Source organism: Streptomyces sp. NPDC059861 (assembly GCF_042731435.1).
Lineage (GTDB): Bacteria > Actinomycetota > Actinomycetes > Streptomycetales > Streptomycetaceae > Streptomyces.
This window is the reverse complement of sequence record NZ_JBHWJQ010000035.1, coordinates 69,883-87,125: the sequence shown is the minus strand read 5'-3', so window position 1 is coordinate 87,125 and position 17,243 is coordinate 69,883. Positions and strand designations below refer to the sequence as shown.

Sequence of the window (17,243 nt, the reverse complement as noted above, 5' to 3'; positions counted from 1 at the left end):
GGGCTCCACCGGCCGGCCGCCGACTGCCGCCGGCACCCCCACGGAGGCCCCGTCGCCGCCGGCGGCCGGGCCGCGCCGCGCGCGGAGCGTGAGCGCGGGGTCGGCCTCGCAGCGAGCCGCGGTCGCGGAGGGCGTGGAGGGCGCGGAGCAATCCACCGAGACTCCGGCCGCCCGAGCCGCTCCTCGTCGTGCCCGAAGCGCGAACGAGGGCTCGGCTTCGCAGCGCGCGGAGGCCGCGGCGGGTGCGGAGGCCGCGAAGGCTGCGGACGCCGCGACGGGTGCGGAGGCCGCGAAGGCCGCAGAGGGTGCGGAGGCTGCCGAGGGTACGCAGGCTGGGGAAGGAGCGGAGGCTGCCGCGCAGGCAGGTTCTGACGTCACGGCAGCTCCTGCGGGCCCCCGCCCGCGCCGGGCGCGCAGCGCATCCGAAGGCTCCGCCTCGCAGCGCGCCGCCCAGAAACCGGCGGCGGAGAAGCCCACCCGCCCGGCCACTCCGCGCAGCTCCGACGCCCCCTGGCACCACGCCCGCCCTGCCTTCGACGAGTCCGAGACGCCCGAGACCTCCGAGACAGCGGAGACTCCCGAGACACGCGAGACTCCCGAGACACGCGAGACGCTCGAGAGCCCCGAGACGCCCGAGACCTCCGAGACGGCGGAGACTACCGAGACGCGCGAGGCACCCGAGACCCCCGAGACGCCCGAGGTGAAGGACGCGGAGGGCTCGGGCGGCGCGGAGGCGTCGAAGGACGGAGAGGACTCCTCCCCCCAGGCTCGCGAGCCCCGCGAGCCCCGCGAGGCACCTAATTCACCGCCCCCCACCCCCGAAGACCCCTCAGGAGGCCGGCAGTGAACGACGCGCTCGACGTCGCCCTGCGACTCCTGGTCGTCTTCGTCGTCTTCCTGACCTTCCCCTTGGTCATCGGCCAGACGGAGCACAAGGTGATGGCGCACATGCAGGGCCGCCTCGGCCCCATGTACGCCGGTGGCTTCCACGGCTGGGCCCAGCTCGTCGCGGACGGCGTGAAGTTCGCGCAGAAAGAGGACGTGGTCCCGGCCGGCGCGGACCGCCGTATCTTCCAGCTCGCCCCGGCCGTAGCCCTCCTCCCGTACCTACTCGTTCTGCTCGCCATCCCCATCGGCCCCGGCGAGGGCGCGGTGGGCGTGGTGATCGACGCGGGCATCTTCTTCGTGCTCGCCGTCATGGGCGTCGGCGTTCTCGGCTCGCTGATGGCCGGCTGGGCCAGCGCCAACAAGTTCTCCCTCCTCGGCGGCCTGCGCACCGCCGCCCAACTGCTCGCCTACGAACTGCCGATGCTCCTCACCGCCGCCTCCGTCGCCATGGCGGCCGGCACGGTCTCCCTGACCGGCATCCTCGCCGCCTTCGAGTGGTGGTGGCTGCCCTGGCAGATCGTCGGCGCGATCGTCTTCTTCATGGCGGGGCTGGCCGAGCTCCAGCGCCCTCCGTTCGACATGCCGGTCGCCGACTCGGAGATCATCTTCGGCGCGTACACCGAGTACACGGGCCTGCGCTTCGCCCTGTTCCTCCTCGCCGAGTACGCCGGGATCGTCGTCCTGTGCGGTCTGACCACCGTCCTGTTCCTCGGCGGATGGCACGGCCCCTGGGGTGCCGACGGACTCGGCTGGGTCTGGACGCTGCTGAAGACGGCCCTCCTCGCGTTCCTCGTGATCTGGCTGCGCGTCACCTACCCGCGGCTGCGCGAGGACCAGCTCCAGAAGCTCTCCTGGACCCTTCTCGTCCCCCTCTCCCTCGCCCAGATCGCCCTCACCGGCATCGTCAAGGTGGTGATCCAGTAGCCATGCCTGAGTCTCTCCCGCCCACCCGGCCCCGCTTTCCCGGCAGCGGTCTCGCCAAGGGCCTGGCCGTCACCCTGCGCACGATGACGAAGAAGACCGTCACCGAGCAGTACCCGGACGTCCAGCCCGACCTCCCGCCCCGTACCCGTGGCGTGATCGGCTTGTTCGAGGAGAACTGCACGGTCTGCATGCTATGCGCCCGGGAGTGCCCGGACTGGTGCATCTACATCGACTCCCACAAGGAGACGGTGCCGCCCGCCGCCCCCGGCGGCCGTGAGCGCAGCCGCAACGTCCTCGACCGGTTCGCGATCGACTTCTCCCTGTGCATGTACTGCGGTATCTGCATCGAGGTCTGTCCTTTCGACGCTCTGTTCTGGTCCCCGGAGTTCGAGTACGCCGAGACCGACATCCGCGACCTCACCCACGAGCGCGACAAGCTCCGCGAGTGGATGTGGACGGTGCCCGCCCCGCCGGCCCTGGACCCCGGCGCGGAGGAACCGAAGGAGATCGCCGCCGCCCGCAAGACCGCCGAGAAGCTGGCAGCGGCAGCGGCAGCGGCAGCTGAGGCCGAGGCCACGGAGCGCGGCGAACCCGCCGAGCCGACCGACCCCCCGGGAGGAGCCTCGTGACCCTGGCCGCGACCCAGCACGGGTACCTCGCCGCGACCCAGCCCGGATTCCTCTCCCCGACCGGCGTCGAAATCGCCTTCCTGCTCGTGGGCGTGGTCACCTTCGGCGCCGCGATCGTCACCGTCACCACCCGGCAACTGGTGCACGCCGCCCTGTGGCTGGTGGTCACCCTCGGCGGTATCGCCGTCGAGTACCTCCTGCTCACCGCCGAGTTCATCGCCTGGGTGCAGGTGCTGATCTACGTCGGTTCCGTCGTCGTCCTCCTCCTGTTCGGTCTGATGCTCACCAGGGCCCCCATCGGCCGCTCCCCGGACGCCGATTCGGGCAACCGCTGGGCCGCCCTCGCCGTGGCCGTCGCCTCGGCCGTCGCCCTGGTCTGGGTCGTCGTCGACGCCTTCCGCACCACCTGGATCGACCTGGACGGTGCACCCGCCGGATCCACCGAGGTCACCGGCAAGGCCCTCTTCCAGAGCTGGGTCCTCCCCTTCGAGGCCCTCTCCGTCCTCCTCCTCGCGGCGCTGGTCGGCGCGATCGTCCTGTCCCGCAAGGCGAAGGCCGACGCGGCGACGACCACCGCCCGGAACGGCCCGTCGGTCCCCGGCACCCGAAGCGACAAGGGCGGTGCCCGCTGATGCACCTCGCCTACCCCGCCGTGCTCTCCGCCCTCCTGTTCTGCACCGGCCTGTACGGCGTCCTGGCCCGCCGCAACGCGATCCTGGTCCTGATGTCGGTCGAGCTGATGCTCAACGCCGTCAACCTCAACCTGGTCGCCTTCGACGTCTGGCTCAGCAGGACGGCCCAGGAGACCCTGCACTCCGGCCAGGCCCTGACCCTGTTCACCATCGCCATCGCGGCCGCCGAGATCGGCATCGGCCTCGCGATCGTCCTCGCCGTCCACCGCAACCGCGGCACCTCGGACATCGACAAGCTCCGCGACACCGCCGAGGGCCCCGAGACCGACGGACCCGGCGGCGAGGCCGGCGCGGCCGAGCCGGACGCCGAGAAGGCTGAGGCCACCGCGTGACCACGACCACCCTCGCTCACCTCGTTCCTCTCCTTCCGTTCCTGGGCGCGGCCGCCGGGCTGTTCCTGGGCCGCACGGCCCCCGGCTTCGTCCGCCCGATCGCCGTCCTGCCGACGCTCGCCTCGCTCGTACTCGCCGTGCTGGTCGCCGTACGCCAGAGCGGCGACGAGGCCATCACCTCCGCCACCGAGCTGACGCCCACCGGGTCGATCCCGATCGAACTCGCCCTGTACATCGACGGTTTCGCCGCCCTGGTCGCCGTCCTGGTGGTGTTCGTCGCGCTGTGCGTGCAGATCTACTCGACCGGCTATCTGCAGGACGACCCGCGTTACCCCTCGTACGCCGCGCTCGTCTCCCTGTTCACCTCCGCGATGCTCCTCGTCGTCTACTCGGGCGACCTGATGGTGCTGCTGGTCGGCTGGGAAGTCATGGGCATCTGCTCCTACTTCCTGGTCGGGCACTACTGGGAGACCCCGGAGGCCCGCGCCGCCTCGATCAAGGCCTTCCTGGTCACCAAGCTCGGTGACGTCCCCTTCCTGATCGGCCTGTTCGCGCTCGCCGTCGACGCCGGGTCGTTCCGCATCACGCGGGTGCTCGGCGCGGTCGCGAGCGGCGGGCTCGACCACCCCACGCTGATCGCCCTGCTGCTCCTGGCCGGTGTGGCGGGCAAGTCGGCCCAGTTCCCGCTCCACACCTGGCTTCCCGACGCGATGGCGGGTCCCACGCCCGTCTCCGCGCTGATCCACGCGGCGACGATGGTCGCCGCCGGTGTCTACTTCATCGCCCGTCTCCTCCCCGTCTTCCAGGCCTCCGCCGCCGCGATGGTCGTCCTCGCCGTGGCGGCCGCCGTCACCATGGCCGGGTCGGGCGTCGCGGCGCTCGCCCAGGACGACATCAAGCGCGTCCTGGCCTACTCGACGATCGGTCAGCTCGGCTACATGACCGGCGCGCTGGCCGTCGCCGACCGCGGCGCCGCCGTCTTCCATCTCCTGTCCCACGGCGCCTTCAAGGCGCTGCTGTTCCTCGCGGCGGGTGTGGTCATCCACGCCGCCAGCACCAACTCGCTGGCCGCCATGTCCCGCATGGGCGGCCTGCGCGACCGTGTCCCCGACGCCTACTGGACGATGACCGTCGCGCTCCTCGCTCTCGCCGCGATCCCGCCCTTCAGCGGCTTCTTCTCCAAGGAGTCCGTCCTCGGCGCCGCCGAACACGTCACCACCGGGCACACCGCGCACGTGCCCGGCGCCGCGGGCTGGATCGTCCTGGTCGCCGGCCTGCTCACGGCCCTGCTCACCGCCGCGTACGCCATGCGCCTGTGGCTGCTGGCCTTCCGCGGTCACGGCGCCGAGGTGCCGGACCACGGCAGGCAGCCGCTGACGATGACCGTGGTGCTCTGGGTGCTGGCCGCCCCGTCCCTGGCCCTGGGCGGACTGGCGTACCAGTCGCTGCCCGGCTGGTTCGACGGCGGCGAGCTGACCCCGACCCTGACCACGTCCGTGCTGGGCACGGGCCTGGCGCTGATCGGCGGCCTCCTGACCTACACCGCTTGGCGCCACACCAGCGCGCGCGCCGCCCGTGTCCCGCTGGGCGCGGTCGCCGCCCACCCGGAGGGCGACGCCGGGCAGGTCGAGGCCGAGGCCATCGCCACCCACGAACCCGCCTACGGCGACGTGGCCCTCGCACCCGACCCGGCCGATCCCGGTCGCCTGCTGCTCGGTCCGCTGCACCGGCACGCCGCCGTCGGCTTCCACCTGGACGCCGTGTACTCGGCGCTGTTCGTCCGCCCGGTCCAGGGCGGCGCCAGTCTGGTGCGGTTCCTCGACCGCGAGGTCGTCGACACCTACGTGCGCGGGGCGGGCGCCCTGCCCCGCTGGCTGGGGGCCGCCGTCCGGCGCGCCCAGACCGGCAATGTGCAGACCTATGTGAGCGCGCTGCTCGCCGGCACCGTCGTCCTGGTGGTCGCCGCCGTCCTCGTCGCCACGGGAGCGTGAGCAGGCGTGATCGATATCAACGAGTCCGTGATGCAGTTCCTTCTGGCGTTCGTCGTCGTCGGCCCGCTCCTCGGCGCCGTCGCCGCTCTGCTGCCCGCACCGCCCGGACTGAAGGGGAAGTCGCCCGAGCAGGCGGTGCTGCGGCACGGCGTCACCGTGACCGGCGTGGTCCTCTTCGCGGCGATCGTGCTGGCGCTCGGCTTCGACCACGACCAGCCCTCGAAGATGCAGGCCGGCACGGACATCAGCTGGATCCCCGCGCTCGACGTGCGGATCCACCTCGGTGTCGACGGCATTTCCCTCCCCCTCGTCGTCCTGACCGCGCTGCTGACCTTCCTCTGCGCGCTCTACTCGTACTTCAAGATGCCCGCGGGCCCGGCCCCGAAGGCCTTCGTCGCCCTGCTGCTCGTCCTGGAGTCCGGCACTCTCGCCACCTTCGCCGTCCTCGACCTGCTGCTGTTCTTCCTCGCCTTCGAGATGGTCCTGATCCCGATGTACTTCCTCATCGCCCGCTGGGGCGGCGAGGGGCGGACGCAGGCCGCCTGGAAGTTCATCCTCTACACGCTGCTCGGTTCCGTGGTCATGCTGCTCGGCCTGCTCCTGATCGGAATCACGGCGGGCACATTCGACATGGTGGCACTCGCCACTGACAACGGCCGGTCGCTGACCACATCCGTGCAGGTCATCGCCGTTCTGGCGGTCGGACTCGGGCTCGCGGTCAAGACGCCGATGTGGCCGCTGCACAGCTGGCTGCCCGACGCCCACACCGCCGCACCGACCGTCGGCTCGGTCCTGCTGGCCGGCGTCATGCTGAAGATGGGTACGTACGGATTCGTGCGAATCCTGCTGCCGGTCGCGCCGGACGGATTCCGCACCTTCGCCCCGTATCTCGCCGCCTTCGCCGTCGTCGGGATCATCTACGGATCCCTGGCCTGCCTCGCGCTCGCCAAGCAGGGTGCGAAGGGCGACCTCAAGCGCCTCATCGCCTATTCCTCCGTCGGCCACATGGGCTTCGTCCTGCTCGGCATCGCCACCATGACGCCGACCGGCGTGAACGGCGCCCTGTTCGCCAACATCGCCCACGGCCTCATCACCGGCCTGCTGTTCTTCCTGGTCGGCGCGTTGAAGGACCGTACGGGCACCACCGACCTCGACGCCCTCGCCGACCAGACGGGTGCCGCGCTGTACGGCAAAGCGCCGCGCTTCGGCGGCCTGCTCGCCTTCGCCGCCGTCGCCTCCCTCGGCCTGCCCGGCCTCGCCGGGTTCTGGGGCGAGATGCTGGCGTTGTTCGGCGCGTTCCAGCCCGCCGCGGGCCTCAGCCGCCCGGCGTTCCTCACCTTCATGGCGATCGGCGCGTTCGGCACCCTGCTCACCGCCGCGTACCTGCTCGTCGTGGTCCGCCGGGTCTGCATGGGCGTCGTACCGCAGGAGGCGCCCCAGCTCGCCGACGTACACAGGTACGAGTACGCGGCGTGGGCCCCGCTGGTCGCCCTCACCGTCGTCGCCGGACTCTGGCCGAAGGCGCTCCTAGGTCTGACCGACCCGGCCGTGCAGCAGCTCCTCGCAGGAGGCACCCGATGAGCTCCCTGGCCCAGTCGCCGGCCGTGTCCCTGGTCCAGTCCGTCGACTGGCTCGCCATCGCGCCACCCACCATCGCGGCCGTGGTGGCCCTCGCCGTCCTGGTCGCCGACCTGTTCGTCGGCGATGCCAGGAAGGCGCTCCTCGGGTGGGTGTCCGTGGCCGGTCTCGCCGTTTCCACGCTGCTGCTGCTGCCGATCCTGGACGGCGACCGCTCCACCTTCTGCCTCACCGGCGACGCCGACGTGTGCAGCTACACGGCGGACCGGTTCACCCTCGTCATCCAGTTCCTGGTCCTCGGCGGCGCTCTGCTGGCGGCCCTGCTGTCCGTCACCGCCCTCAAGGACGCGCGCAGGGGACTCCCCGAGGGGGAGTTCTGGTTCCTGCTGCTCTCCTCGGCGGCCGGCGCCGCCCTCCTGCCGGCCTCCCGCGACCTCGCGACGCTGATCGTCGCCCTGGAGGTCGCCTCCCTTCCGGCTTTCGCCCTGGTGGGTATCCGGCACGGTGACAGGAAGTCCTCCGAGGCGGCCCTGAAGTTCTTCCTGTCGTCGGTCACCGCGACCGCCGTCAGCCTCATGGGCATCAGCTTCGTGTACGCCGCGACGGGCACCCTCTATCTGACCCAGATCGCCGAACGCATCCAGGACGTCGACGGACAGCTGCACACCCTCGCCCAGACCGGCGTCGCCCTCACCCTCGTCGGCTTCGCCTTCAAGACGGCCGCGGTGCCCTTCCACTTCTGGGTGCCCGACACCTATGTGGGCGCCCCGCTGCCGGTCGCGGCCTATCTGTCGGTGGTCGGCAAGGCGGTCGGCTTCTCCGGGCTGATCCTCGTCACCGTCATCGCCTTCCCGTCGTACGCAGACGTCTGGGGCCCGGCACTCGCCGCCCTGGCCGCCCTCACCATGACCGTCGGCAACGTCGGCGCCCTCCGGCAGCAGAGCACGCGCGCGTACAGCGCGGTCCGCCTGCTCGCCTGGTCGTCCGTCGGCCAGGCCGGCTTTCTCCTGGTGCCGATCGCCGCCGCCGCGTACTCCGGCGACGCCGAGCGCTCGATCGGCTCCACGGTCGCCTACGCGCTCATGTACGCCGCCGTGAACCTGGGAGCCTTCGCGGTCGCCGCGCTGGTGGGCCGTACGAGGACCCTCAACCGCGTCAGCGACTACCGCGGTCTGTACGCCTCGAACCCCGTGACCGCGCTGCTGCTGGCCTTCTTCCTGCTCTGCCTGGCCGGACTGCCGCCGGGCATCATCGGCCTGTTCGCCAAGGTCACCGTCTTCTCCGCGGCCGTCGACGCGGGCCTCGGCTGGCTCGCCGTGGTGATGGCCGTCAACGTGGTGATCGCCCTGTACTACTACCTCCAGTGGACGGCCCTGCTGTTCCGCGCCCCCGAGGGAGAGCCCGCCAAGCACCTCGTCCCGGCCCCCCTCACGGCCGCGATCGCGCTGACCGCCGTCGTCGGTATCGGCCTGTCCGGCGCCCCGCAGCTGGTCCTGCGCTTCGCCGACACGGGGCTCTTCTAGGGCCACCAGGTCCACGGGGCCTTTCCGCAGGCCACCCGCACGGCCGCGCGCCCTCACCCGGACGGCCGACGCGTGCCGCCGCACGCACAAGGGAACTGGTGGCCCTCGCCTCGCGTTGTCCAAATCGGGAGGGTCCACTGGAAGTGCCACCACGGCACCAGCGGGACCGGAGATCAACTAGCAAAGGGTTCCCCTGCTGCACCACTTGGAGGGCGTACCGTGCACCGCCGGCACAACGGGCTCAGGACCGCAGTCCTCCTCGGGGGACTGTCCGCACTCATCATCCTCATCGGCAGCTTTTTCGGGCGCGTCGGCCTCGTCGTCGCCGTCCTGATCGCCCTGGGCACGAACGCGTACGCCTACTGGAACAGCGACAAACTGGCCCTGCGCGCGATGCGGGCCCGCCCGGTGAGCGAGTTCGAGGCCCCGGCCCTGTACCGCATGGTCCGCGACCTCTCCACGCAGGCCCGCCAGCCGATGCCCCGCCTGTACATCTCTCCGACGGAGGCGCCGAACGCCTTCGCGACCGGCCGCAACCCGCGCAACGCGGCCGTGTGCTGCACCGAGGGCATCCTGCGCATCCTGGACGAGCGTGAGCTGCGTGGCGTCATCGGCCACGAGCTGAGCCACGTCTACAACCGCGACATCCTCATCTCCTCGGTCGCCGGCGCCCTCGCCTCCGTGATCATGTTTTTGGTCAACTTCGCCTGGCTGATCCCGATCGGCCGCTCCGACGACGACGACGGCCCCGGCATCCTCGGCATGCTGCTGATCTTGATCCTGGGTCCGCTGGCGGCCACCCTCATCCAGCTGGCCATCAGCCGGTCCCGCGAGTACGAGGCCGACGTCTCCGGCGCCCAGCTCACCGGCGACCCGCTCGCCCTCGCCAGCGCGCTGCGCAAGCTGGAGGCCGGTACCAAGCAGCTTCCGCTGCCTCCTGAGCCCCGGATCGAGACCGCGAGCCACATGATGATCGCCAACCCGTTCCGCCCGGGACAGGGACTGTCGAAGATGTTCTCCACGCACCCGCCCATGGCCGAGCGCATCGCTCGCCTCGAACAGATGGCAGGTCGACGCCCATGAAGACAATCCTCAACGTCATATGGCTCGTCCTGAGCGGCTTCTGGCTGTTCCTCGGCTATCTGCTGGCGGGCGTGCTGCTGTGCATCACGATCATCGGCATCCCGTTCGGCATCGCCGCGTTCCGCATCGGCGTCTACGCGCTGTGGCCCTTCGGGTACACGACGGTCGAGCGCCGCGACGCCGGAGCCCCTTCGTGCGTCGGCAACGTCCTGTGGCTGGTCCTCGCGGGCTGGTGGCTGGCCCTCGCCCACATCGTCACCGGCATCGCGCTGTGCGTCACGATCATCGGCATCCCGCTCGGCATCGCCAACTTCAAGCTCATCCCCGTCTCGCTGCTGCCCTTCGGCCGCGACATCGTCTCCACGGACCAGCCCTTCGTCTCGGGTTGGTGACACAGGCCTCCCGCACGTCGTCCCCGGCCGTGGGGTTGTCCACAGGTCGGCCCTGTTGTCAGTGCCGCCCTGCATCATGAATCCATGACCGAGACCGAGCAGTTGCTGGCACGGGTGGAGGACAAGGCCCGTAACACCCGACCGTGGGGCTGGCCTTCGCTTCCCGAGCCTGTGGACGCCGCCACGGTGGCCCGCGCCGAGGCCGCGCTCGGCTTCCGTCTGCCGCCCCTGCTCGCGCGGCTCTACACACGGACAGGGGACGGCGGATTCGGCCCGGAGTACGGCCTGCTGCCCCTGCTCGACAGCCCACCCGCCGGTGAGCCCGCCGCCGTCGTGCAGTACCTCGCCAACCGCGAGAGCGGCCGCAAGGACCCAGAGTGGCCGTGGCCCGAAGGCGTGCTGCCGATATCGCACTGGGGCTGTGCGATGTACGCCTGCGTGGACTGCCTCGACCCGCGGGCCCCCGTCCTGCTCTTCGAACCGAACGCGGACGACGCCGACCACGCCTGGTACGTGGACGCCCCCAGCCTCACGGCCTGGCTGCACGCCTGGGTCGAGGGCACGGGGTGGTACGAGGAGACGAACGACGGTTTGGACCTGGCACCCTGGTCCGACTTCCGCATACGCACGGCCCCGACGCCGGCGTCGTAGCCGCATCGGCCCTTCGGCGCGGTGTGGCATCTGCGCCCCCCACCGGCAGTTGCAACCACCAGGTACTGCCCTGCCGTCCTTCGCAAGGGCAGAAGCAGGACGCAACGCGCGGCAACGCGGGACGCGACAAGCACGGCCACGGCTGCATTCGTCCGAGGTGGACATCGCCAAGATCACAGCTCCCGGACGGTGGAGACCCAGTACGGAAGGGCAGGTTCACGGCATGAGCATCATCGCTTGGATCATCCTGGGGCTGTTGGCCGGAGCCATCGCCAAGATTCTGCTGCCGGGCCGCGACCCGGGCGGATTCATCGGCACGACAGTGATCGGCATCGCGGGGGCGTTCATCGGCGGCTGGATATCGACCCGCTGGCTGGACCATCCGATCACCAAGGACTTCTACGACGGCACCACCTGGGTGGCGGCGATAGGCGGCTCGCTGGTCCTGCTGATCGCGTACCGCATCATGTTCGGCCACTCGCGCGACTGAGCGAGGGCGTCAACGCGCACACCCATCAGGCGCCGGGCACCCGCGGGCGAGGGCGAGAAACCTACGTGCCGACAGCCGACAGCCGGCGCGCGTGGCGCGAGGAGCCGGCCTGTGCGGGCCGAGAAGGGCGGGTCACCGGATCATCGACGTCTCGCCCTCCTCGGCTCCTCGTTCGCACGCGGCGCGGTGATTACCGGTAGTTCACGAACTGCAGCGCGAAGTCGAAGTCCTTGCCCTTCAGAAGGGCGATCACGGCCTGCAGGTCGTCCCGGCTCTTGGACGTGACGCGCAGCTCGTCGCCCTGGACCTGGGCCTTGATGCCCTTCGGGCCCTCGTCGCGGATGATCTTCGCAACCTTCTTCGCGTTGTCCTGGGAGATGCCCTCCTCGATGGACGCGAAGATCTTGTATTCCTTGCCCGAGAGCTGGGGCTCACCCGCGTCCAGGGCCTTCAGCGAGATGCCGCGCTTGACCAGCTTGGACTGGAAGACGTCGAGGACGGCGTTCACCCGGTCCTCGGAGTTCGCCTCCATAAGGATCTTGTCGCCGGACCACGAGATCGAGGCGCCCACGCCCTTGAAGTCGTAGCGCTGCGAGATCTCCTTGGCGGCCTGGTTGAGGGCGTTGTCGACCTCCTGCCGCTCGACCTTCGAGACGATGTCGAAACTGGAGTCGGCCATGTGGTGTGGCTCCTTGTATCAGGGGGCGAATCGGTGCGTAGCGGCGTACGCGGGGGGCGACCCGGCCCGGCTCGGACCCGGGGCCGCATCCGGACAAGACTAGCCACCCCCCGTCCCCCGAGCGGCGATCAATCGGGTGGCGAAGCACCCCTGCCTATCGGGTATTGTTTACGTCGTTGCCAGCGAGCACCGCCGAAAGGCGGTTCGATCGGCAGCAACCCCCGGCGGTGTGCCCGAGCGGCCAAAGGGAGCAGACTGTAAATCTGCCGGCTCAGCCTTCCCAGGTTCGAATCCTGGCGCCGCCACACTGGGGAGAACCCCCTTCGATCAGCCGTAACGGCAGGTCGGAGGGGTTTCTCATGCGTGGTCGAACGCCGCTTCAGGCGGAACGCAGGGCCAGGTCGTTGAACCTGGTGCCGGTGTCCATGGCGGCGACCTGGTCCGGTAGGAGCGGCAGCTGCGCCGCGAGGGCGGGATCGATCAGGCCGGTCTGGGCCAGTACGGCCGCCTGGTCCCAGTAGATGTGCTCGCTGTCGATGGCGCCGTCGCGGAAGGCCACGATCGCCACGAGGGGGAAGTCGGAGACCTCGCGTCGTCCGCTGGCGCCCATGGCGGTGGGCACATGGAGCACGGTCGGATGGCCGGTCATCGTGCTCATGGTGGCCTGCAGGTCCAGGTTCATGAACTCGCCGTCCGTGTGGGCCGTCCAGCAACGCTCCATGGCCGCGTGGTCAACCATGAGGATCTCCTGAGGGCGGGTCTCCAGTATCTGAGCGGACGTGTCCGCCCGCTACCGCAGCCCACGGGGCCAGGATGCTTGGTCCCGGCGGCAGAAGGAGAAGGGGATGCCTTTCACCCCGACCGTCCGCACGCCCTATTTGTGCTAGATACGGGTTATGTCGCCTTCGCCGTCTCCCGCGCCTCTCGTCACGCTCCGTGCCCGCCACCCTCTGCGCGCCGTCAGGCGACCGCCCCGCAACCGTGGGGCGGGATGACCCGTGCCGCGCCCCACTCCCGACGACGACACGGACACGCTCGAGGACGCCGCCCTCACACGATCCGTGCTGAAGGCGGCGGTCGCGGACCCGCAGCGGCTGCCTGAGACCCTCGCGTCCTACGCCGTCCGTCACATGGGCCCGGCCGCCGCACGCTCGGTGACCATGACGCGCGCGGCGCACCCCGACGCCACCATGACCGAACTGCAGGACCTGCTGCTCACCCGGGGCAAGCGCCGGGTCGTCTCCCAGGGGGCCCTCATCGGTGGCCCCATGACGATCATGGCGCCGTTCGCGTTCTGCGCGGCGCTGCTCAGCCAGGCGCGTGTCTGCCTGGAACTGACAGCTCTGGGAGGACAGGACCCCACCGTTCCCGTCCGCAGTGCCGAACTCCTCGTTCTGCAAGGGGTGTACGCGGACGTCGACCGGGCCCGGGTCGCGCTTTCGGACGCGGCACTCGCCGAGCAGGGCAAAGCCGGGAAGAAGGACCTGCGGGCCGTGGAAGGGGGGCCGCGCCGAGGGCGCGTGGCGACCCTGTTCGAGCTGACCCTGCGGATGGCACGCGTCCTGGGGCTGATCGCGCCGAAGGCGGAGGCGGAGTCGGAGGCGGGGGGTGTGCGGCCATGGCTGGTCGCGGCGGGGCGTTACGTCCTGCTCGGAGTCGTGTTCCTGGTCGGTCTGGTCGCTCCGCTCGTCTGGATGCCGTACGTGGGCCGGTCGTACAGCCGGACCACCGATCGCTTCCTGGATCGGGTCCTCGCCTTCTACTTCGGCGAGTCGGTCGACCGGCCCCGCCGGACCACGAGGGGCGCTCCCGGGATGGCGGCGGCCATGGTCAAAGCGCTCCTCTCGCTCCTTATCCCTGTGGCCCTGGTCGTGGTGGTCGTCCTCGCCGACCTGCGGGTCGCGGACAGCCACTGGCCCGTCCTGGCCGTCACCCTGCTGACGGCGTCCTTCGGTGTGGCGGCGGCATGGCAGTGGCGACGCCGCCGCAGGCGCCGGGCTGACTGACGGCAGCTCAGGCTGCTTGCCCACTCGGGACCGTCGGCTCCCTGCACGGTTCTGTGCGTGTCCGGGTGCTGGGTGCGAAGAGGTGTTCGGGGCACACTGGCCCCATGAGCTTCCGCTCCTCCCGCCGCAGGACCTGCCCCGAGTGCCGTCGTGAGATCGCCGTCGTCGCGGGGCGCTTCGCCCGGCACGATCCGCCCGGTGCCCGAGAGAGCGGTCGGCTCGTCTCGTGCCCCGGGTCGCGTCGCCAGGCCCAACTGGGAGCGGTGCAGCCGTCCTTGGACGGACACGTCGTGCCGGAGTTCCCCGGACAACTGCCGCTCTTCTGAAGGCTCGTGTGGCCGCCCGACGCAAAGACGCAAGTCCGAGGGCCGTCCGAACTCAGTTACCGGCCACCGACTTCACGGCCACCGAGACCGGAATCGAGCCACTGATCAGTTCCAGGGTCAGGCCCGCCGTGGCGGGGGTTTCGAGCAGTTCGACCAGTGCGGCGGCCACGTCGTCGCGCGGGATCGGGCCGCGACCGGTCTGCGCCTCCAGGCGGACGAGCCCGGTGCCGGCGTCGTTCGTCAGCTGGCCGGGCCGCAGGATCGTCCAGTCCAGCGCCTGCTGGCGGCTGACGTGCGCGTCGGCCTCGCCCTTGGCGCGCAGGTAGACGTCGAAGACCTCGTCGCCCGGGTGGTTCGGGTCGGCGCCCATCGAGGAGACGATCAGGAAGCGCCGTACGCCGGCCCGGACCGCCGCGTCCGCGAACAGCACCGCCGCCGCCTTGTCCACCGTGTCCTTGCGCTCCACGCCGCTGCCGGGACCGGCGCCCGCCGCGAACACCGCCGCGTCGGCGCCCTGCAGATGCGCCGCGACCTCTTCGACGGTGGCCGACTCCAGGTCCAGCAGCACCGGTTCGGCGCCCGCCTCCCTCAGATCGTCGCCCTGTTCGGCGCGGCGGATGATGCCCGCGGCCTCGTCACCGCGCGCGGCGAGCAGACGCTCCAGCCGCAGCGCGATCTGTCCATGACCCCCAGCGATGACAATGCGCATGCTTCCGACCGTACGCCCGAACGACCGCATTCGTCGTATGCGACGGGCGGTGTCCCGGGCCGCTCTCTACGACACCTCTCCCCGCCCCTGCCGGGGCAACCCCAGCTCCGCCGACACGGCCGAGTTGCAGTACTCGCGTACCGCGCTCGTCCGTGCCACCACGCGCCCCCGGTGCACCACGATCCGGCTGTACGCCAGTGACAGGGCACCGGACAGCCGGTCGCCGCGGACGGCGAGCAGTTCGGCCGGGAAACCCGCCTCCACGCGCACCTCCGGAAGGCCCAGGGCGGCGCGGGCCGAGGTGCTGACCGCGTCGTAGGCGTCCTCGGGGCGCAGACCGTGGTGGGAGGCCAGGAGGTACGCGGCCTCCAGGGGATCGCCGCGGCCCACGGGGTTCGAGGTGTCCCGGAGGGCCCCGCTGCCGGCGGCGAGCCGTACGCCGGCGGAGCGCAGCAGCCGTACCGGCGCCGTTCCGCGCCGGTCGGAGCCCGCGCAGCCGCCCTGCGGCAGGCACACCACGGTCACGCCCGCCGCCGCCAACTGGTCGGCGGTGCGGGACGCCACGTCGGTGGGCAGGTCGCCCAGGCCGCCGCAGGGCCCGATCGTCACGCCGGGGCGCAGACCGCCGGCCATCGCGGCGAGACGGGCGAGGCGGGCCGGGTCGGTGGCGTCGGTGTGCAGGTCGACGGGGCAGCCCTGTTCGGAGGCGACCTCCAGGACGGCCTCCACATAGCCCGTCGGATCGGGGTCGAGATCGGGGCAGCCGCCCACCACGGAGGCGCCCATCTTCACCGCGTCCCGCAGTATGGCGAGCCCGTCCGCCCCGGCCACCCCGGTGAGCAGCCGTGGCATCGCCACCGTCGTCAGTTCCGCGAGCCCGCGCAATGACCGCCGCGCCCGCAGGACGGCGGTCAGCGCGCCCAGCCCCGGCACGTCACCGACCCGCACCTGTGCCCGCAGCGTGGTCGCCCCGTGCCCGAGTTGCAGCAGCGTCGCCTCGGTCGCCCGGCGCTGGACGTCCTGGGGGTCGTACGAGACCGGGCCCTCACCGTCGGCGGACAGGGCCGTGTCGGCGTGGGCGTGGGCTTCGACCGGGGCCGGCAAAAGGAGGTAGCCGCTGAGGTCCACCCGGCCGCCTCCACCTCCCCCGCCGGTGCCACCGCCACCGCCGGCGCCACCACCGGCGCCGCCGCGGGATCCGCCGAGGCTGCCGGTCGTGCCGACCGCCTCGATACGTCCGCCGCCCAGCCGGACGTCCACCGTGCGGCCGTCGGTCAGCCGCGCGCCGCACAACAGCAGGGAGTTCCCGTCGCCCTGTCCCGAGCCCGACGGGAACGACGACGAAGGGGGCGGCTGCGGCTGGCTGTCGGGCATCGCGCTCCAGGGCTCGGGATCGGGGCTCGGGGCAGGGCCTGGGATCAGGGCTCGGGGTCCGGACGGGGCTCACGACGTACCGCCGCGTCATGACGCAAGATCACGCAGAGTGAGTCGAGCCTATGGCGGCGTCCGGCCCGTGGCGCGGAGGAGCGCAATAGTCGTACCGGTGTGGTCCGCCCGCCGAGGGCGGCTCCGCAGGGGCTTTCGGGGCAGATGGGAGGCGCGCGACGGGGGCCCGACAAGGGTGGTGAAACGGATTTGGGTGAACGGCGGCCGAGCGTGTAATGTCTTCATCGCTCGCCCCAATAGCTCAGTCGGCAGAGCGTCTCCATGGTAAGGAGAAGGTCAACGGTTCGATTCCGTTTTGGGGCTCTGGTGTGTGAGGTTCCCGCCGTCAGGCGGGCTCCGATCGCATCACAGCGGTGTAGCTCAGTCGGTAGAGCAAGCGGCTCATAATCGCTGTGTCACCGGTTCAAGTCCGGTCACCGCTACTGACAGTAGCCGATTGCGGGGTCGGTCCTTCGATCGGCTACTCTTTCTTGCGTTGAATTAACCTACCCGTTCGTCAAGGAGCACTCACGTGGCTGCCACCGACGTCCGCCCGAAGATCACGCTGGCCTGCGTGGAGTGCAAGGAGCGGAACTACATCACCAAGAAGAACCGGCGTAACAACCCGGATCGTCTTGAGATGAAGAAGCACTGCCCGCGTTGCAACGCGCACACCGCGCACCGCGAAACGCGCTGAAGCAGGCCAGTACATCTCGCAGGACTCATCAAACGAGGCCGTCCCCGCTGTTCAGGGGGGCGGCCTCGTGGCTTTTTCCGGTCACCCTTTCGGCCGGCGTGGCCACCGAGCGCAATCGGCTTCGGCGGCCTTCTATACGGTTGACCGGCGCGGTGCTCGCCCAGCACGGCCCCTCGAGGGAGCCGTCGTTCACCGGTCGACCAGAGCAGAAACCAGGAGGTACCGAGC

The 17,243-nt window shown here is 70.9% G+C and carries 18 protein-coding genes, 3 tRNA genes and 1 pseudogene; 18 read left to right on the top strand and 4 right to left on the bottom strand.

Annotation, left to right across the window (positions count from 1 at the left end; genetic code table 11):
* The 12 genes and pseudogenes from ACFV6X_RS27225 to ACFV6X_RS27170 form a co-directional block, all read left to right on the top strand.
* Positions 1–847, top strand: a pseudogene (locus ACFV6X_RS27225) (hypothetical protein); the annotation flags it as partial.
* On the top strand, positions 844–1,812 hold the full coding sequence (locus tag ACFV6X_RS27220) for an NADH-quinone oxidoreductase subunit H (RefSeq protein WP_385387603.1): 969 nt from the start codon (positions 844–846) through the stop codon (positions 1,810–1,812). The pseudogene ACFV6X_RS27225 and the gene ACFV6X_RS27220, both read left to right, overlap by 4 nt.
* Before the next feature lie 2 nt (positions 1,813–1,814).
* Positions 1,815–2,441 (top strand): NuoI/complex I 23 kDa subunit family protein, encoded by a 627-nt coding sequence (locus tag ACFV6X_RS27215; protein WP_385387601.1) that lies wholly within the window; start codon positions 1,815–1,817, stop codon positions 2,439–2,441.
* Positions 2,438–3,073 (top strand): NADH-quinone oxidoreductase subunit J, encoded by a 636-nt coding sequence (locus tag ACFV6X_RS27210; RefSeq protein ID WP_385387599.1) that lies wholly within the window; start codon positions 2,438–2,440, stop codon positions 3,071–3,073. Before ACFV6X_RS27215 ends, ACFV6X_RS27210 begins: the two co-directional genes overlap by 4 nt.
* Positions 3,073–3,465 (top strand): NADH-quinone oxidoreductase subunit NuoK, encoded by a 393-nt coding sequence (nuoK, locus tag ACFV6X_RS27205; protein ID WP_385387598.1) that lies wholly within the window; start codon positions 3,073–3,075, stop codon positions 3,463–3,465. Before ACFV6X_RS27210 ends, nuoK begins: the two co-directional genes overlap by 1 nt.
* The gene (locus ACFV6X_RS27200; protein ID WP_385387596.1) at positions 3,462–5,456 is read left to right on the top strand and encodes an NADH-quinone oxidoreductase subunit L; all 1,995 of its coding nucleotides are present in this window, start codon (positions 3,462–3,464) and stop codon (positions 5,454–5,456) included. The genes nuoK and ACFV6X_RS27200 overlap by 4 nt, the downstream gene beginning before the upstream one ends.
* A 6-nt stretch (positions 5,457–5,462) precedes the next feature.
* Positions 5,463–7,037, top strand: coding sequence for a NuoM family protein (locus ACFV6X_RS27195; protein WP_385387594.1), 1,575 nt, complete (start codon positions 5,463–5,465; stop codon positions 7,035–7,037).
* Positions 7,034–8,557: an NADH-quinone oxidoreductase subunit N gene (locus tag ACFV6X_RS27190; protein ID WP_385387592.1), complete on the top strand. Its 1,524-nt coding sequence runs from the start codon at positions 7,034–7,036 to the stop codon at positions 8,555–8,557. The genes ACFV6X_RS27195 and ACFV6X_RS27190 overlap by 4 nt, the downstream gene beginning before the upstream one ends.
* 219 nt (positions 8,558–8,776) lie before the next feature.
* Positions 8,777–9,640, top strand: a complete 864-nt coding sequence (gene htpX / locus ACFV6X_RS27185) for a zinc metalloprotease HtpX (protein ID WP_385387591.1) — start codon at positions 8,777–8,779, stop codon at positions 9,638–9,640.
* The gene (locus ACFV6X_RS27180) at positions 9,637–10,032 is read left to right on the top strand and encodes a YccF domain-containing protein (protein WP_365453578.1); all 396 of its coding nucleotides are present in this window, start codon (positions 9,637–9,639) and stop codon (positions 10,030–10,032) included. Before htpX ends, ACFV6X_RS27180 begins: the two co-directional genes overlap by 4 nt.
* A gap of 84 nt (positions 10,033–10,116) precedes the next feature.
* Positions 10,117–10,683, top strand: coding sequence for an SMI1/KNR4 family protein (locus tag ACFV6X_RS27175; RefSeq protein WP_385387590.1), 567 nt, complete (start codon positions 10,117–10,119; stop codon positions 10,681–10,683).
* Positions 10,684–10,906: 223 nt separating this feature from the next.
* Positions 10,907–11,173 (top strand): GlsB/YeaQ/YmgE family stress response membrane protein, encoded by a 267-nt coding sequence (locus tag ACFV6X_RS27170; RefSeq protein ID WP_385387588.1) that lies wholly within the window; start codon positions 10,907–10,909, stop codon positions 11,171–11,173.
* 190 nt (positions 11,174–11,363) lie between these two features.
* Here ACFV6X_RS27170 and ACFV6X_RS27165 read toward each other — a convergent pair whose 3' ends face one another.
* A complete protein-coding gene (locus ACFV6X_RS27165) occupies positions 11,364–11,852 on the bottom strand; it encodes a YajQ family cyclic di-GMP-binding protein (protein WP_365453569.1) in 489 nt (162 codons plus the stop codon).
* Between the two features lie 223 nt (positions 11,853–12,075).
* On the opposite strand from ACFV6X_RS27165, the gene ACFV6X_RS27160 reads away from it, so the two are divergent.
* A tRNA-Tyr gene (locus ACFV6X_RS27160) sits at positions 12,076–12,157 on the top strand.
* 74 nt (positions 12,158–12,231) lie between these two features.
* Here the strand turns inward: ACFV6X_RS27160 and ACFV6X_RS27155 are convergent.
* On the bottom strand, positions 12,232–12,591 hold the full coding sequence (locus ACFV6X_RS27155; protein ID WP_385387586.1) for a hypothetical protein: 360 nt from the start codon (positions 12,589–12,591) through the stop codon (positions 12,232–12,234).
* A 259-nt stretch (positions 12,592–12,850) separates the two neighbouring features.
* Here ACFV6X_RS27155 and ACFV6X_RS27150 point away from each other — a divergent pair, with 259 nt between their 5' ends.
* Together ACFV6X_RS27150 and ACFV6X_RS27145 are read left to right on the top strand one after the other, a co-directional pair.
* Complete coding sequence (locus tag ACFV6X_RS27150) at positions 12,851–13,858, top strand: hypothetical protein (RefSeq protein ID WP_385387584.1); 1,008 nt, start codon at positions 12,851–12,853, stop codon at positions 13,856–13,858.
* Between the two features lie 104 nt (positions 13,859–13,962).
* Positions 13,963–14,184 (top strand): hypothetical protein, encoded by a 222-nt coding sequence (locus ACFV6X_RS27145; RefSeq protein WP_365458367.1) that lies wholly within the window; start codon positions 13,963–13,965, stop codon positions 14,182–14,184.
* A gap of 52 nt (positions 14,185–14,236) precedes the next feature.
* Here ACFV6X_RS27145 and ACFV6X_RS27140 read toward each other — a convergent pair whose 3' ends face one another.
* Positions 14,237–14,893: an NAD(P)H-binding protein gene (locus ACFV6X_RS27140; RefSeq protein ID WP_385387582.1), complete on the bottom strand. Its 657-nt coding sequence runs from the start codon at positions 14,891–14,893 to the stop codon at positions 14,237–14,239.
* Between the two features lie 66 nt (positions 14,894–14,959).
* Positions 14,960–16,267 carry an amidohydrolase family protein gene (locus tag ACFV6X_RS27135; RefSeq protein ID WP_385387580.1) on the bottom strand — a complete coding sequence of 436 codons (1,308 nt, stop codon included), beginning with the start codon at positions 16,265–16,267 and terminating at the stop codon, positions 14,960–14,962.
* Between the two features lie 302 nt (positions 16,268–16,569).
* On the opposite strand from ACFV6X_RS27135, the gene ACFV6X_RS27130 reads away from it, so the two are divergent.
* From ACFV6X_RS27130 to rpmG, 3 genes are all read left to right on the top strand, one after another.
* Positions 16,570–16,642, top strand: a tRNA-Thr gene (locus ACFV6X_RS27130).
* 46 nt (positions 16,643–16,688) lie between these two features.
* Positions 16,689–16,761, top strand: a tRNA-Met gene (locus ACFV6X_RS27125).
* A gap of 89 nt (positions 16,762–16,850) precedes the next feature.
* Positions 16,851–17,015: a 50S ribosomal protein L33 gene (gene rpmG, locus ACFV6X_RS27120; protein WP_003948671.1), complete on the top strand. Its 165-nt coding sequence runs from the start codon at positions 16,851–16,853 to the stop codon at positions 17,013–17,015.
* Positions 17,016–17,243: the final 228 nt, after the last annotated feature.

What these genes read in the sequence shown, in the direction of transcription:
- ACFV6X_RS27190 (WP_385387592.1), top strand. Translation starts at nt 7,034, where the DNA reads ATGAGCTCCCTGGCCCAGTCGCCGGCCGTGTCCCTGGTCCAGTCCGTC.
- nuoK (WP_385387598.1), top strand. Translation starts at nt 3,073, where the DNA reads ATGCACCTCGCCTACCCCGCCGTGCTCTCCGCCCTCCTGTTCTGCACC.
- ACFV6X_RS27140 (WP_385387582.1), bottom strand. Translation starts at nt 14,893, where the DNA reads ATGCGCATTGTCATCGCTGGGGGTCATGGACAGATCGCGCTGCGGCTG.
- ACFV6X_RS27155 (WP_385387586.1), bottom strand. Translation starts at nt 12,591, where the DNA reads ATGGTTGACCACGCGGCCATGGAGCGTTGCTGGACGGCCCACACGGAC.
- ACFV6X_RS27145 (WP_365458367.1), top strand. Translation starts at nt 13,963, where the DNA reads ATGAGCTTCCGCTCCTCCCGCCGCAGGACCTGCCCCGAGTGCCGTCGT.
- ACFV6X_RS27135 (WP_385387580.1), bottom strand. Translation starts at nt 16,267, where the DNA reads ATGCCCGACAGCCAGCCGCAGCCGCCCCCTTCGTCGTCGTTCCCGTCG.
- ACFV6X_RS27175 (WP_385387590.1), top strand. Translation starts at nt 10,117, where the DNA reads ATGACCGAGACCGAGCAGTTGCTGGCACGGGTGGAGGACAAGGCCCGT.
- ACFV6X_RS27215 (WP_385387601.1), top strand. Translation starts at nt 1,815, where the DNA reads ATGCCTGAGTCTCTCCCGCCCACCCGGCCCCGCTTTCCCGGCAGCGGT.
- ACFV6X_RS27165 (WP_365453569.1), bottom strand. Translation starts at nt 11,852, where the DNA reads ATGGCCGACTCCAGTTTCGACATCGTCTCGAAGGTCGAGCGGCAGGAG.
- ACFV6X_RS27170 (WP_385387588.1), top strand. Translation starts at nt 10,907, where the DNA reads ATGAGCATCATCGCTTGGATCATCCTGGGGCTGTTGGCCGGAGCCATC.
- ACFV6X_RS27180 (WP_365453578.1), top strand. Translation starts at nt 9,637, where the DNA reads ATGAAGACAATCCTCAACGTCATATGGCTCGTCCTGAGCGGCTTCTGG.